10 protein-coding genes are annotated in these 14,413 nt (G+C 47.9%); 4 read left to right on the top strand and 6 right to left on the bottom strand.

Annotated elements, in window-relative coordinates; genetic code table 11:
* Positions 1 to 5: 5 nt before the first annotated feature.
* Positions 6 to 524 carry a hypothetical protein gene (locus CLV25_RS07710; RefSeq protein WP_131839063.1) on the top strand — a complete coding sequence of 173 codons (519 nt, stop codon included), beginning with the start codon at positions 6 to 8 and terminating at the stop codon, positions 522 to 524.
* A 404-nt stretch (positions 525 to 928) separates the two neighbouring features.
* Positions 929 to 3,601, top strand: coding sequence for a hypothetical protein (locus CLV25_RS07705; RefSeq protein ID WP_131839062.1), 2,673 nt, complete (start codon positions 929 to 931; stop codon positions 3,599 to 3,601).
* 111 nt (positions 3,602 to 3,712) lie between these two features.
* Here the strand turns inward: CLV25_RS07705 and CLV25_RS07700 are convergent, their stop codons facing one another.
* The 3 genes from CLV25_RS07700 to CLV25_RS07690 all read right to left on the bottom strand — a co-directional run bounded on the left by CLV25_RS07700 (position 3,713) and on the right by CLV25_RS07690 (position 5,650).
* Entirely contained in the window at positions 3,713 to 4,441 is a 729-nt protein-coding gene (locus CLV25_RS07700; protein ID WP_165877029.1) for a head GIN domain-containing protein, read from the bottom strand.
* A gap of 101 nt (positions 4,442 to 4,542) precedes the next feature.
* On the bottom strand, positions 4,543 to 5,157 hold the full coding sequence (locus CLV25_RS07695; protein WP_131839060.1) for a hypothetical protein: 615 nt from the start codon (positions 5,155 to 5,157) through the stop codon (positions 4,543 to 4,545).
* Complete coding sequence (locus tag CLV25_RS07690) at positions 5,147 to 5,650, bottom strand: RNA polymerase sigma factor (RefSeq protein ID WP_131839059.1); 504 nt, start codon at positions 5,648 to 5,650, stop codon at positions 5,147 to 5,149. The genes CLV25_RS07695 and CLV25_RS07690 overlap by 11 nt, the downstream gene beginning before the upstream one ends.
* Before the next feature lie 410 nt (positions 5,651 to 6,060).
* Between CLV25_RS07690 and CLV25_RS07685 the strand changes: the two genes are divergently transcribed.
* Positions 6,061 to 7,650 (top strand): S41 family peptidase, encoded by a 1,590-nt coding sequence (locus CLV25_RS07685; protein ID WP_131839058.1) that lies wholly within the window; start codon positions 6,061 to 6,063, stop codon positions 7,648 to 7,650.
* Positions 7,651 to 8,111: 461 nt separating this feature from the next.
* Here CLV25_RS07685 and CLV25_RS07680 read toward each other — a convergent pair whose 3' ends face one another.
* Entirely contained in the window at positions 8,112 to 8,843 is a 732-nt protein-coding gene (locus CLV25_RS07680; RefSeq protein ID WP_131839057.1) for a copper homeostasis protein CutC, read from the bottom strand.
* A 159-nt stretch (positions 8,844 to 9,002) separates the two neighbouring features.
* Positions 9,003 to 11,642, bottom strand: coding sequence for a transglutaminase domain-containing protein (locus CLV25_RS07675; protein ID WP_131839056.1), 2,640 nt, complete (start codon positions 11,640 to 11,642; stop codon positions 9,003 to 9,005).
* Between the two features lie 495 nt (positions 11,643 to 12,137).
* Between CLV25_RS07675 and CLV25_RS07670 the strand changes: the two genes are divergently transcribed.
* The gene (locus CLV25_RS07670; RefSeq protein WP_131839055.1) at positions 12,138 to 13,280 is read left to right on the top strand and encodes a DEAD/DEAH box helicase; all 1,143 of its coding nucleotides are present in this window, start codon (positions 12,138 to 12,140) and stop codon (positions 13,278 to 13,280) included.
* Positions 13,281 to 13,426: 146 nt separating this feature from the next.
* On the opposite strand, the gene CLV25_RS07665 is transcribed toward CLV25_RS07670, so the two are convergent.
* Positions 13,427 to 14,161 (bottom strand): energy transducer TonB, encoded by a 735-nt coding sequence (locus CLV25_RS07665; protein ID WP_131839054.1) that lies wholly within the window; start codon positions 14,159 to 14,161, stop codon positions 13,427 to 13,429.
* Positions 14,162 to 14,413: the final 252 nt, after the last annotated feature.

The raw sequence follows: 14,413 nt of genomic DNA, 5'->3' as shown, positions 1-14,413 counted from the left end.
ATTAGATGAAAAGAAGGGTATTCGGACTAGTATTTATGCTACTATTAGCATTTGGGGCAAAGGCCCAAAAGATGAATCAGCTCTCGCTTCAATTCTCATATAACCAGCTAGAGCTGGGCTATCAGCGTAATCTGCTATTCCATAACATGTGGGGCGAGGCGTTTGTAGGCATAGGAAATCAGGACATCAACAGCCGTTTTGATGATTTTTTGGCAGGCGTAAGGGTGGGGGTGTCCGCTTTTTCAACCGAGAAAAACGTCGTAGCCCTTAATGCAGTAGCTGGTGTTTACATTCCAAATAATAGCTACTACAATGCTGCCGCACCTTTACTTGGGGGAGGCATCAGGTATGTTCGATTTATTGGTAGGCAAAATAGGCATAGCGTACTTATAAGCGCAGGTTACCAGTACGGCAAACGCGAGTACAAGCAGGAGTACCACTCTGAGGCACTACAGGTTGAAACTATAGGCGTTTTTAAAGTGGCACCACTATACTTTTCGGTAGGGTATGGGTTTAACTTTTAGTTAAGGACTAACCTTTTCCTTTCGCCACGAGGTGGCAGCATGTCAAAACCACGCAATAGCGTTCGTGCATGCTTATTGCCCTTACATGGCGCAGATCATTTGTTCGAATACCAGCCCAAGGCAACGCCTTGGGCTGGTATTCGTTATGCACCTTAACGCTGGTTTTTCTAGCATAACGTCTAAAGGTAGAAAGTAGGATATGTAGCAGAATCTGTTTGTTCCCATTCCTTTTAACGTAGCGCTTGATCGGCAATTGGGCGAAAAGTGTGATCTTTGGGTCGAAGTTCAGAGCGTTAGGTGTCGAAGGCTCTGATTTGTTCGGTAAGTATTATCTTCAGGATATAACCATTTTATTACAAGAAGAGAGCAGCAGACGATGTTAAACCATAACTAAACCTGCTGTCATGAGCTTTAGCTGTATACACGACTACATTGTACGATCGAGCTACTCCAACTTTAACACCATTCGACATTTCGTTCAGGATGGCGATTGTACGGGGAATACAATATCGAATAGCGGCTACCTGCAACCCGAAATAGAGTACATCGAAGAGGCCGACTCGAAGCCTAAAACAATTGCGGCCCACTTTTTCGATCTTACCTTTCTTTGCCAAAAGGATAAGGACAAGGGACGCGAGCACCTGTGGCATCTCCTTCGTTCTAACGAAGGCAACGAGGAATCTAGGGTAATTGTTTACGCATCGCGCTTGCGGTATCTGCGCGAAAAGCAGGAGCAGATTAGCCGGATTACATTTGTCGAAAACGGCTACGTGGTTCCATCGTCTACCGCAAATAGGTATACCGACAATCATATCAGCCAAAAGGGGGCAATTCTTCTCGACCTAATACAGCAGCTTTATCCGGTTCCCGACTTCTGTGTGCTTACGTCGAGCGCTTTCTTCTTAAACGAAGACGAAAAGAAAGTCCACATAAGGAGCGCCATCGATAATCTAGAGAAGATGACGCAAACGCGCCTTGGCGACAGCAACAACCCGCTGGTTTTTGCCATGCGCTCGGCAACATCGTTCTACATACCGGGCTTTTTGCCCACCTACCTGAATGCCGGAATAAATGCTACGGCTTATGGAGCCCTTAAGGTGAAGTATGGGGCAAAGGTTGCTGGGAAAATATACATCAACAACCTGCAAACTATTTACCGCATTCTGTTTCCTGAGGATGCTGGTAGTGAGATCTGTCAGCCTATTACAACGTTTGTTTCGGTTGCCGATATCGAGGAGCGAATCGCCATTCTGGTTGATGAGATAGGGAGGGTTAACCAGGAAATTCTTACCGATGCCTTTGCCCAGATCTGCTTCTTTGTTGATAGCATGTACGACTTCTTTATCAAGAATCAGGACCTGGTGTACACGCTTAAGAAGGGCGATATTTCCTATCCTTCCATCATCATGCAAAAGATGGTGTGGACCATCCGTAACGACGATTCGTACCCAGGGGTGCTCTACAGCCGCCACTCGCGTACTGGTCTCGGACGGCAGATCGAGAGCGTTCGTAACATGTTTGGCGATGATATCATGACCGGCACCATCGACCGTAACGACACCGAGTTCTTCGATAGGGCGGAGGTTAAGGATACCTTTCCGGCAATCTACCACTTTGAGCCTTGCCTTCCTAACCTTGAGAAGCTGCTGGAGTCGCCCGTTACCATCGAGTTTGCTGCCGAGACGCGTAAGAATGCGCACCTTTTTGCCATACTACAGCTGAATGCTTCGGAGCTTACGGGGCGTTCGACGCTGCTTTCGGCCATCGATATGTACGAGAAGCGGGTGATATCGGGCGAACGGGCAATTAAGCTGGTGCAGCCCTACCATCTGAAGCAGATCTTCTCGGAGCGCATTGATGATAAATCGATAAACGAGCTTACCTTCTTTTGTGGCGGTATCTCCGTTCTCCCTCGATCGGCCGTTACCGCTCGCATATTCTTCTCTACGGCAAAGGCGCTGGAGGCAAAGCGGAACGGCGAAAGGGTTTGCCTGTGCAAGGAGACCTACGTTCCTTCGGATACCATTATACTTTGCGAGCTCGATGCCATAATAAGCCTTACCCCGGCAGCGGTACATGTGGTAACTTCGTGCCTGGGATACGGCGTTCCGGCCTTTATCAACCTCAACAAGTACAACGTAACGCTGCTAAGCCAGTCGCTAGTAAATAAGGACGGGGTAGCCCTAAACGAGGGCGACTGGATAACCCTTTCGAGCAAGCACCAGATGATTCTTATTGGCAAGGCAAGCTATGCTCCGGCGCGTTTTCAGAAGTTTTTGGAGGGGAATCATTTGGATATGCAAGCAAAGGAGGAGCGCGTTTTTGTTAATATGGAGGTGGCCTACCGTAAGTACCAATCGATAGTTCGTTCGCTCGACCATAACGAGATCACCACGTTAAGCGATCTGACAAAGATTATCCGCATCGACTTGCAGAAGAACCACGAGAAGGCCTCTCCGCTGGTTTGCTGCTGGTTCGATGCGAACGAGGATCTTTATGTTGAGCAGATTCTGAAAAGCGAGCTGGGAACCCATCAGGATCAGTACATGATTTACGACTTGTATACCACCGATAGAAAGGTGCGCTTCTTTAAAAAGGTTATTAGGGTATGCCAGGATCGGCAGCTAAGCGGGTACTTGGCCGGATCGTTTATGCTTGGTCGGTTTATACGGTTACAGCATCCTACCAGCTTTTGGCGCGAGATGAGTGCCGAAGAGGTTGTCTTTCTGCTCGACGAATACATCCTCTTCGAGAAGTATCTGCAGGTTTTGAACGATGTGGGAGAGCGCCATATCAACCGCGCCCGAAAGATTATCCTTAACGATGGGATTAGCAGCGTGGCTCTTGGCCACATCGACCCATCGGTATTTGTAACCCTTAAGCTGGTGTTTAAGGATTGGGATAGGGTTGAGGCGCTTGCTAAAGAAGACTACGATGCCGATACGCTTTACCTTGTGGGGTTGCTTAAGCGCTCCTTTGGTTGCTTCTACGATTACCGCCAGGATTGGTCGGTGAATAGGTTAAAGGCAATATGCGAAAAGGAGGGTGTCCCAATTCCCGAAGAGGAAATGGTGTAGAGTATTTAGCATCGTTTGGAGTCTTTGAAATGGCAATACAAAAAGGCCACCTTCCTGTTCTATCAGGTTGGTGGCCTTTTTTCTGCTGATTATGAGGGTTGGCTAATTCTTTTATTTCCTGTACACGTCAGAGGCTCCCGATTTCGAAACCGAAATGCTTTTAGGGTTTCCGTAGTAGGTTACATCCGAGGCTCCGGAAGCGTCTATTTTAACTGATTTGGTTGCAGTAACTATGGCATCCGAACCACCCGACGATTCGATGCTGCATGTTTGGGTCGCCAGCTCTTTTGCTTTTACGTCGCTACCACCGCTGCAGTCGAAGGTGGCAAAGTTTGCCGATCCTTTTAGGTAGGTATCGCTACCTCCTGATGTTTCGCACTTAAGCGATTCAACGTCGATGGTGAGACGAATATCTGCTCCACCGCTAGCCTCAATGCTTAGCGATTGGCCCTTGATGGCGGTATTATCTTTCGTGTAAACATCGCTACCACCAGATGCTTTAATTCCCTCAAGCGTCTTGTATGAAAGGTATATCTTGATGCCCTTGGTTGTTTTGCGAATGCCTTCTTTTAACTTGAAGATAAGGGTGTTGCCCTCCTGTATAACCTCTACTGCGCTGATAACATTCTTGTCGGTTACCAGTTCGGCCTGGTTTTTACCCGATGGATCGAGGTAAAGATCGATGCCTGACGATACTGAAACGTTCTTGAAGCTGGAGAGCTTAAAAACTCGCTTGCCCATTTCGCCGTTTCCAACAATTCCTCTCGAGAAGATTTGAGCATTGGCAAAAAGTGTAGCAGCGGTAAGGGCTATAACTGCTGCAAGTTTAACTATTTTCATAGGGGTAATATTTGTGTAAGTTTTCATATAAGACGTACTGCCTTGGGATAAGTTACAGCAAACCCTAAAAAAAATAGTTCTCCATTTGCTTGCTCGGTAGGCTACTCCTCCTTCATCTCGTCGATTAGTGCTTTAAGAACTTTGCCGTAGGCGCCGTAGAAGTGGTTTACCCACCAGTGAGCACCATAACCAATAAAGAACATTATCAGAATTAGGAGGGTGGCCAGGGGAAGAATCGTCGTAGAGCTTACTCCGAATTTGCTGATGTTATGGGCGACGTAGCTGCTCTGGTAGCTGGCCATAAGCATTATGGCTATGGCAAATGGGGTTATAATAAAGGTGAACGATTTGTACATTTCCATATTAAGCCTTAACTCGTAGTACAGCTCGTAGAGGCTGTCCTTGGTGTTCAGTTCTATATTACTTGTATGCCGGAAGAAGTTGTAAAACTTTGCTAGGTAGTAAATGGATATGGCAACCATAACCGCATAGAGCAGGTAGAAGGCAAGGTAGAGGTTTTCGTTCATCTGAAAGATTTGGGGGATGAAGCCGAAAAAGGCCATTGCTGCGAGCTGCGAGTAGAACTCGTTTCGCATGTTGCGGCGTATTTGCTCAATTGGGTGCTGAGCCTTTCGTAGCAGTTTAACGCTTTGGGGAATTTCCATTTCGTTTCCCGATTCGTTGTCCCATGCCGATTTAATCTCGTCAAAATTCATAGCCGTTCTTTTTAATAATTAGTTGTAGCTTCTCCTTTGTTCTGTTTAGCCTTACGCGGGCATTTCCCTCCGATATGCCTAGGTCTTGCCCTATTTCCTTGTGCGATCGTCCTTCGAGGAAGAGGAAGATGAGCGCCTTCTCGATGGGCGAGAGCTCCTGCACCGCCTGGTAGAAGTGGGCTAGCTGGTCTTCCTTTTCGGCTGACTGATCGCAGTCGGCAATATCGATCTCGGGATGCGATCGTATGCAGTCGGGCCGCTTCTTGTTCTGCCGGATGTTGGTAATGGCCGTATTAAGGGCCACACGGTACATCCAGGTAGAGAACTGGCTTTGCTGCTTAAAGGTGTCGTACGATTTCCATAGCTGAATGATGATCTCCTGCACGAGATCCTTCTGCTCGTCGGGAGTGGCAACGTAGGTCTTGGAAATCTTGTAAATTATCCCTTTATGCTGTTCTACTAGCGCTAGGAATTTCTGCTCCTTTGCCTTCAAGATGCTTGTTTTTAGTGCTTCGTTGATTTATGTGTTTTCTAATGGTTTGCATAGAGCAACTCTGGTAGCCAATATTCGGCATTTTTATTGATATTGCGCGGTAAGCCTTGATGATTTCCACCTTCGTGTGCCGGATAGCGCAGGGGGTGTTCCTGTTCTGTTCGCCACGGAGGGAGTACCTCTTCGGTTAGGCTTTTGGCTCCTTCTATACCGGGATGCCGTTCTTCTGCTGAATCCTTTGTGGCGACTATCGCTGTAAGGGCTACGAGTGTCGCCGTGCAAGTCCTGTTCATCTTCTTCCTATTGGTTGAACTCATACAGTAGGTAGCGATATGGCCAGATTTGTTACATGGTGTTCCTAAAAAAAATACATTTGCAACAGATTACCCTAACTTATTGATCAATCCGATATGACCAAACAAATTCTAGCCTTTCTATGCCTTCTTGTTCTTGGCGGCTGCACCTCCGTAAAGCAGTACAACCGTAAGCTTGCCGAAACAAAGAGCCCCAAGGATCTACAGGAGGATGTCGACTACCTATACCGTAAGCTGCAGGCTTACCATCCCCAGCTCTACTGGTACATCAGCAAAAAGGAGCTCGACTACAAGTTCGATAGCCTGAAATCTTCGATCACCGAACCAATGACCAGCCAGGAGTTCTACTACAAGGTGGCGCCGGTGGTGTCGAGCATAAAGGAGGGGCATACGCAGCTAATCCCGCTTAATAGGGCTTTTAAAAGAAAGGATTGGGATAGCCTAAATGTCGAAAAGTTTGGCGCTACGCCATTCGCCAAGCTGAAGTTTGGGATATTCGACAACCGGCTTTACATCATCAAGAATGATTCGTGGAATAAGGATATTCTACCTGGAACCGAAGTGGTGGCCGTTAATGGCATTACCGCTCAGCAGCTGCTCGACAAGTACCGAAGTACGCTAACGGCTGATGGCTACGTAACCACCTTCAGGGATAAGATGCTGGGCAACCGCTTTGCTCGATACTTCTACCGCGATTTCGACTTTACCGATAGCCTAACCTGCCAGCTGCGCTACAACGATACCCTACGCACGGTGCTGCTTAAGCGTACCATGCCTAAGGATACTGCTAAGAGCAATACCAAGGTAAAGGCTCCTAAGGTGAAGCTTACGGCAGCGCAGCGCGATAGCGCCCGCAGCGAGAAGAGGCGGCGCGTGCTGCTCGGCTACAACAGCGACGAAAAGATCTACAGCAAGAACCTCTCCTTCTACGAGAAGGATAGCAGCATCGCCATCATGAAGCTGAACGACTTTTCGGGTGGGCAGTACGAGAAGTTCTACCGTAAATCGTTCAAAACGCTCGACTCGCTTAAGGTGAAGACCCTGATTATCGACCTGAGGAATAACCCAGGAGGCCGCGAGGCGGAGGTTCGTAACCTGTACTCGTATCTGGCCGATACCAACTTCGCCTTCCTCAAGAAGATGGAGGTAACCTCGCCCAAGAGCGTCCTTGTTACCTCCATATTTAAGGGCAGTCCGATTTTGGTCGACCTTTTCATCCTTCCATTTTACCCTATTTATGCCACCTACGCGCTATCCCATTTAAGTAAGGGCGCCGATGGCAAGTACTACCTCCGCTTAGGAAAGACGGTCAACAAAGCCAAGGACCCACGCTTCAGGGGGCAGGTTTACGTGCTGATTAACGGGGGAAGCTTCTCGGCCTCGTGCATCATATCCTCTAACCTTAAGGGCTCTAAGCGGGCAACCTTCGTTGGCGAGGAGACCGGAGGAGCCTTCAACGGAACGGTTGCCGGAAGGATGCCGCTCTTCGAACTGCCCAACTCCAAGTTAAAGGCGCGCATTGGCCTGTTCTGCATGCGCCCCGAGCACCAAACAGAGCCAGATGGGCGTGGAATTATTCCCGATATCGCCATCACCCCAACCCTCGACGATGCCTTGAAGGGAAATGATCCCGAATTGAATTGGGTTATTGCCAAGGTAAAGCAGGAGAGGGAAACGGCAAAATAATAAAGAAGAAACGGGTTTAAACCCGTCTCTTCTTTGTGTTACAGATGTTTTTATTGGGAATATGAATTATTCTGGTGCTACAGAACCTATGTCATAGATGGCTGTAACCTATCCCAGATGTGGGTATAACCAGTACCTAGAGAGGGATAACCTATCTCTGAGGTGGGTGAAACTATTGAAGGTGATAGGTTATACCCACGTTGAAGATGGGTTAAACCTATCTAGGAGGTAGGTTAACCGGTGGTAGGGGATGATGGTTAAACCCATCATAAAGGTCGGTTTAACTAGTAGATGTGATAGGTTATACCGATGTTGAAGATAGGTATAACTTACCTTGGAGGCTGGCATAACCATATCCATAATACCTTTTGTGATTTCTTTATAGCCACTGATCTTTTTAAAAACAAGCAAGCCCCATCGTCAATAATGGCGATGGGGCTTGCGGTATATTAAATCCGTATCTACGATTGCATGTTGCGAACAACCTCCTTTATTACCTGTACGTTCGACTCGAAGATGAGGTTCTCGTCGGGTAGGGGAGAGCTCATGGGTACTTCCTCGCGAACGAAGGCCATCTTGCTGGCAAAGGGCTGCTGACCGCTGCAGTGGAACTCCGTTGCTCCGGTCTTCATCAGTTCGGCGATGTTGCCGGCATTTACCCCACTGCCTGGCATGATGATGATGCGACCGTTGGCTTGCTCCACCAGCTGCTTAAGCAGCGGTGCGCCATCGATGGCCTTGGCTTGCTGTCCCGAGGTTAGAATACGGTCGGCTCCGGTGGCAATCACATCCTCTAATGCCTTAACAGGATCGGAGGCCCTATCGAAGGCGCGGTGGAAGGTGAACGATAGCGGACGTGCCAGCTCCACCAGTTCGCGGGTGCGCTCCACATCGATGCTTCCATCGGCATGTAGTATGCCGCACACCACGCCGTTGCAGCCTAGCTGCTTAACCATGCGGATGTCCTCCTTAATGGTTTCAAACTCCACATCGGTATAAAGGAAGTCGCCCGAACGGGGACGAATAAGCACGTTTACGTCGATGCTTAGGTTCTTACGAGTAAGGGCAATAGTTCCGTACGATGGGGTAGTGCCCCCTAGTACAAGACCTTCGCATAGCTCTACACGTTGGGCTCCGGCTGCCTGCGCGTTAATGGCGCTCTGCACCGAGCCCGAGCATATCTCTAATGTCATTCTGTTTGTGTTTTTATTAGTATGTATCACGAATCACGACGCACGTATCACGAATACTGAATAACAATAATTCGTGATATTATCACCAAGAATAGTTGGCGTAAGTTTCGTGATACTTGATACGTGTGTCGTGATACATTAGTCATGATGGCTTTTGGCCTATCGTGTTACGTTCTTCAGAATAGTTTCGCCTAGGGCGATGCTGTATCCTTCGGAATAGTAAACGATCTCGCCTTTGGCGTTGATTACCGATACCTGTGGGGCCTGTGCACCACCGTTGTTACCGCACATAAGGTCGATGGCATTGCCAACATCGCCCGAAGCATCGTATCCCCAAACCACATTCTTAGGTAGACCTAAGTAGTTGGCCGGGTTGAATCCTGGGATTAGGCGACCGCTTCGAACGGTAAGGATAATGGTTCCTCCCCATTTGTCTAGGCGATCCTTAACAGCCTTCATATCCTCGATAAGGTGCTTAGTAGGCTCCTTGTCGGGATCGATTACGGCTACCACTACACCCTTGTCCGATTGGAAGTCGGCCAGCTTGTGGTTGCTCGATGGCTTGGTTAACGTGCTGAAGGTGGCCTCCATGTTAGCCTTGCCCAATACCTGATCGCCAAGTACGATAGGACGAATTTCGATAGGGCATTCTTCCTTGCTATTTGCGGTGATGTTGAAGTAGCGGATATTGCAGAATACCGAACCATCGTTGGCGCGGTTGCCGGTCATCACGCGGTAGAAGCCTGGCTCCAGGCTAAGCGTAGCAGGGAAGGTGGCCACCTCTGACGATCCTTCGTAGTCAAGTGTGGTAAACTGTCCGTTCTCTAGCTTAGCGATGGTGTAGTTAGGGTAGTATTGTGGTGTAAACGACTTATCCTTCGATGGGTTGGTAAGCGTCAGCGTTCCTCTGGCAGTAGTTGCTGGGCGCGATGCCTCGAACTGTACATCTACCCAAGCACCGTTGCTGTAGTACTGTGGAGTACGGGTAGCAGGCTCGAAGCGGGCAGGGATATCCAGCGTTCTACAGATGGTAACGAAAAGTAGGTTGCGCGAGTAGCGGTCGGCCACGCGGTGGTTGAATACAGCCTCGGGGCTAAGCGGAACGTTGTAGTAGTTCGATACGGTATCGAGCGCTACCTCCTTCTTAATCCACTCGGCAGCAGCTATTGGGTTGCTACGGATTTGCTGTTGAAGGCTGGCTGGTAGCTGCTGCTTTAGGAAACTGCGCCATGGGGTAATCCACTCGCGACCTACGCGTACGCCCCAAACAAACTTCTCTACGATGTCCGATGCAGGAGCAACGTTGCTTAGGCTGGCAAGGTGGTTGTTGAGGATAGCTGCTGTGAAATCGTGAAAATCCTTTTCGGATAGCGATTTTAGGATGGCGATTCCTGCATGTAGGTTGTTGCTGTTTAATCCCTCTACAAACTGCTTAAGCTCGCGCCAGTTGCCACGGCTTTGAATAAAGAAGGTGTGGATATCAGCAGGAGCAAGCCCCTTGCTGGTTGCCAAGCGTGCCACAGAAGCCGAATCGATAAAGGTGGCAACGTAGCTGTTGCGGATGCTATCCTCTATGTGCAGGCGCTTGTTGTTGAGGGCTGCCTTCTCGGCATTAGCTGCAGGTACCGATAGCGCAATAGGAGGGGTTAACTCCAGCAGCTCGGTACGGTTGGACTTATTTGGTTCAGCAATCACTACTTTTTGCACACCGTTGCTGGTGGCCTTAACCTTAGTAAATCCGTAGCGGCCACCCTTGGATGCCCAAACGATAAGATCGCCATATCCGGTGATGGCAGAGCTGGTTCCTTGTACGCTGCTGTACTTGGTGGCAATGGGGTAGAACTCGGCGTAGTTGTACACCATGAACTCCACCTTAGCGCCCTTTTCTGGTTTCCCGGCAGCGTTAACCACCAATACGTCCACCTTGCGGGTATTGGTGTAGTTCTTTAGTAGGTTGATACGGGTAAATAGCGGATCAGCCTCAAGGACCTCTTCTGGGCCTTTATACTTTCCAAAAGCAACGGTATGGGTCATCATTGCTCGTTTGGCTGGACCAGCAAACCATCCTAAATCGAGGTCAGACTCAGGTTCGCAGGCTCCCATAAAGTGCCATTGTCCATCAATCCAAACTTCTACCCAGGCGTGGTTGTCGTCGGTGTGCGCCCAACGTGGGGTGTATACCTGACGTGCAGGAATGCCTACTGCGCGAAGGGCGGCAACGGCAAAGGTGCTCTCCTCGCCGCAACGCCCAAAGGCGGTGCGAACAGCGGTAAGCGGACCAGAGGTGCGCTCGTCGGTGCTGCGGTAAGTAACCTTCTCGTGGCACCAGTGGTTTACCTCGAGGGCAGCATCGTGCATGTTCATTCCCTTAATTCGATTCTTAAGTTCATGGAAAAATACCTGACGAGCCGTATCTGTATATTCATTGTTGATGCGGTAGGGAAGTACGAAGTGGCGGAAGATGTTGTCTGGAATTGTTTTGCCCCAGCTGAAGAAGCTGCGTGCCTCGAGGCTGGATTTTACCTGTGCATGAACGTACTTGCCACTGTGCATGGTGATGTCGCTAAGCGGCATATAGGCTACTAGGAACTTCATTGCTTCAGCTTCCTGCTTGGGTAGCTTGCCGTTTACGTAGGTGAGCAGTTCGGGAACCTTTCCCTTAAACTGCTTCTGACGAGCCATCAGCTGCTGGTTAATTTGCTGATTCAACTTGGCGCTCTCGTTATTTGCTTTGGGTGCTGCGCTAGCGCTTGCCAGCATCAGTAGTGCTCCAAAGGCAACAAGTAGTCTCTTTCTCATTCGAAATAAGTGTTTGAGTAATATTAGTAGTTAGCTGCGTATCCTTACCCATTAGTAAAGTGCGCATTTACGAGTGGTTGTGGCCAAAGATATAAATAAAATACTGTTTGAGATGACTTAACTTCAAAGGTGTCAAAGTGCTTCACAAAAAATACGATGTGTTTTGATAATATGTATTTCGATGTTGTTTACATAAGGTGAAAGTTCCCCTCGGAGTATCATCTTGTGCTTGTTACGGAACCGAGCGAAGCGTAGTTAATCTGAGAAATCTTCCAAAATTTTTAGAATCTATTGGATTCTAATTTAGATGCCGGGACAAGGACAAGCCCGGCATGACAGCCTTGATTGAGCGATGTGCATATCTAAACGATATTGATATGCATTTCTTTAACTTCGTCTAACTCCATCTCTTTCGTTTAACTTCTTATTTATTATATGGGATTGCTATATTTGCCAGCCGTTTAGTTTGGCACAATCTCATTTAAAAGCTCATATATGCCCTTTACCTCCCTCGGACTATCCGAACCATTGCTCAAAGCGCTAGCTCAGCAGAACTACTCAAAAACTTACCCCATTCAGAAACAGGCAATCCCTGTTGTGCTGCAGGGACGAGATATGCTGGGTATCGCCCAAACGGGTTCAGGGAAAACGGCCAGTTTCGTTCTTCCCATTCTGGAGATGATGCGAAGGACTGCACCATCAAAGAACCGTCATGTTCGTACGCTGGTGCTGGTGCCTACTCGCGAGTTGGCTATTCAGGTGGAGGAGGTGTTTCGCCTCTTTGGCGATGGACTCCCCGAGCGTATCAAGAGTTTGGCTGTATACGGTGGTGTATCCATCAACCCGCAGATGATAAAGATGCAGGGGGTGGAGATACTGGTAGCAACACCAGGCCGTCTACTCGACTTGGTAGATTCGAATGCGGTAAGCCTATCAGAGGTGCAGATGTTGGTGCTCGACGAGGCAGATAAGATGCTCAACCTTGGCTTTCGTGATGAGATGGCCGACATCTTTAAGCTGTTGCCTGTTAAGCGTCAGAACCTGCTCTTCTCGGCAACGCTAAGCAAGGATGTTACCATGCTCAACGATATTCTGCTGCACGATCCTGTTGTGGTAAAGGTGGAGGCTGAGGAGCAAAACCTCGACAACATCACCCAGCTGGCCTACTACGTAACACCCGAGCGAAAAGGACCGCTGCTCCGTTACCTTATTGATCAAGAGAACATGGAGCAGGTGCTCATCTTCGTCTCCGAAACCATTCGTGCCGACGCGGTAGTTGTAAAGCTACGGCAGAACGGTATTAAGGCGGCTGCGCTGCATGGCAAGAAGAGCCAGGGCGCCCGAACGCAGGCTTTAGCCGACTTCAAGGCGGGACGCATTACCGCATTGGTGGCTACCGACCTTGCCTCGCGCGGTATCGACATCGAATTCCTTCCCTACGTGATTAACTACGAGCTGCCCCGCTCGCCAAAGGACTACATCCACCGTATTGGGCGTACCGGACGTGCCGAAGCCCCCGGAACCGCCATCTCCTTGGTGTGCGAGGAGGATAGGCACCACTTCAAGGTAATCCAAAAGAAGATGGGCAGGTGGGTAAACTTCACCTATACCGACGATATTAATTTGCATGGGTTTTAGTCTCTTTCAACACAGAGACTCCGAGGCACAGAGATCACAGGGGGGGTATCACAAAATTCTCAAAGGTTATCACAAAGGGTGTAAGGAAAATACTTTAACCCATTGTGTTTAAGGGTGTCTAAAATCTAAATAGCTATCTTTAAGTTCTATCTCATATAGGTTGTAGAGTTCTGTAAAGAAAATTTTATTGGCATAGTGTATTGAACGTTTACTGGTTCGCCTTCAAATAGACCTGGATTCCATTTCGGCATTTTGTAGGCAACCCTTAGGGCTTCAGCATCAAGTGAGGGGTCAACGCATTTGTCTATTTTTATATCGGAAACATATCCTTCTGTATTTATAGTAAAAGTAACGTATACTGTTCCTTGGATTCCTCGTTCTACACAGATGTTAGGATATTTTGTCTCAGATGCCAGATACTTCATCAACATATCTTTCCCCCCTGGAAAACAAGGCATAACTTCGTAGTCGTAGTGTTCTATCTCTTTGCCTTCTTTATCGTAGCAAGAGCCCTTTATAAGCTTTCCTTTTTTGAAAAAATCATTACGTTTCAATACGCCATTCTCCCAATAGGATAATACTTGTCCGTTGAAATCTCCTTTGCTATTGGTGGTGTCTGCTCTGCGAAGTTGCCCATTTTCATACCATTCGGCATAGTAAGAGGCCTTTTTGTCTGATCTTTTTTCTGAACGAATTTTGCTAGATTTAAAGTAAGTCTTTTTGTTTTGTTGCCTATTATTATCTGATTTCAGTGAAACGGAATAGTAATGCGCTTCATTGAGCGATTTAACTTTTCTGTTTTTCAAATCGTAGTAGGTGGTGTCTTGTCCATACGATACAAAGGACAAAAGTGCAAAGGTTAAGGTCAGTAGGTTTTTCATTATTGATATTTGTTTAAAGAATTTAAGCAAATATAGGATGTTTACCGGTTTGTGCAATAGATGGACGAAAAAAGTGTTGACTCCTTCAACCTTTTTCTCGAAATAATTATTTTCATTAGGCTCTTAATGGTTATCACAAAGGGTGCAAAGGAATATTTTATGCCTTTTGTAATTAGAGAGTCTAAAATCTAACATCGATTATCTAAAGTCTATTTTGCTATCTTTAAATCCTATTCGAAAACCTATAGCCAA

It is taken from the genome of Acetobacteroides hydrogenigenes, assembly GCF_004340205.1.
GTDB lineage: Bacteria > Bacteroidota > Bacteroidia > Bacteroidales > ZOR0009 > Acetobacteroides > Acetobacteroides hydrogenigenes.
The sequence above is the reverse complement of the archived record's forward strand: the minus strand, read 5'-3'. Positions and strand labels throughout refer to the sequence as shown.

What these genes read in the sequence shown, in the direction of transcription:
- CLV25_RS07710 (WP_131839063.1), top strand. Translation starts at nt 6, where the DNA reads ATGAAAAGAAGGGTATTCGGACTAGTATTTATGCTACTATTAGCATTT.
- CLV25_RS07705 (WP_131839062.1), top strand. Translation starts at nt 929, where the DNA reads ATGAGCTTTAGCTGTATACACGACTACATTGTACGATCGAGCTACTCC.
- CLV25_RS07700 (WP_165877029.1), bottom strand. Translation starts at nt 4,441, where the DNA reads ATGAAAATAGTTAAACTTGCAGCAGTTATAGCCCTTACCGCTGCTACA.
- CLV25_RS07695 (WP_131839060.1), bottom strand. Translation starts at nt 5,157, where the DNA reads ATGAATTTTGACGAGATTAAATCGGCATGGGACAACGAATCGGGAAAC.
- CLV25_RS07685 (WP_131839058.1), top strand. Translation starts at nt 6,061, where the DNA reads ATGACCAAACAAATTCTAGCCTTTCTATGCCTTCTTGTTCTTGGCGGC.
- CLV25_RS07680 (WP_131839057.1), bottom strand. Translation starts at nt 8,843, where the DNA reads ATGACATTAGAGATATGCTCGGGCTCGGTGCAGAGCGCCATTAACGCG.
- CLV25_RS07675 (WP_131839056.1), bottom strand. Translation starts at nt 11,642, where the DNA reads ATGAGAAAGAGACTACTTGTTGCCTTTGGAGCACTACTGATGCTGGCA.
- CLV25_RS07670 (WP_131839055.1), top strand. Translation starts at nt 12,138, where the DNA reads ATGCCCTTTACCTCCCTCGGACTATCCGAACCATTGCTCAAAGCGCTA.
- CLV25_RS07665 (WP_131839054.1), bottom strand. Translation starts at nt 14,161, where the DNA reads ATGAAAAACCTACTGACCTTAACCTTTGCACTTTTGTCCTTTGTATCG.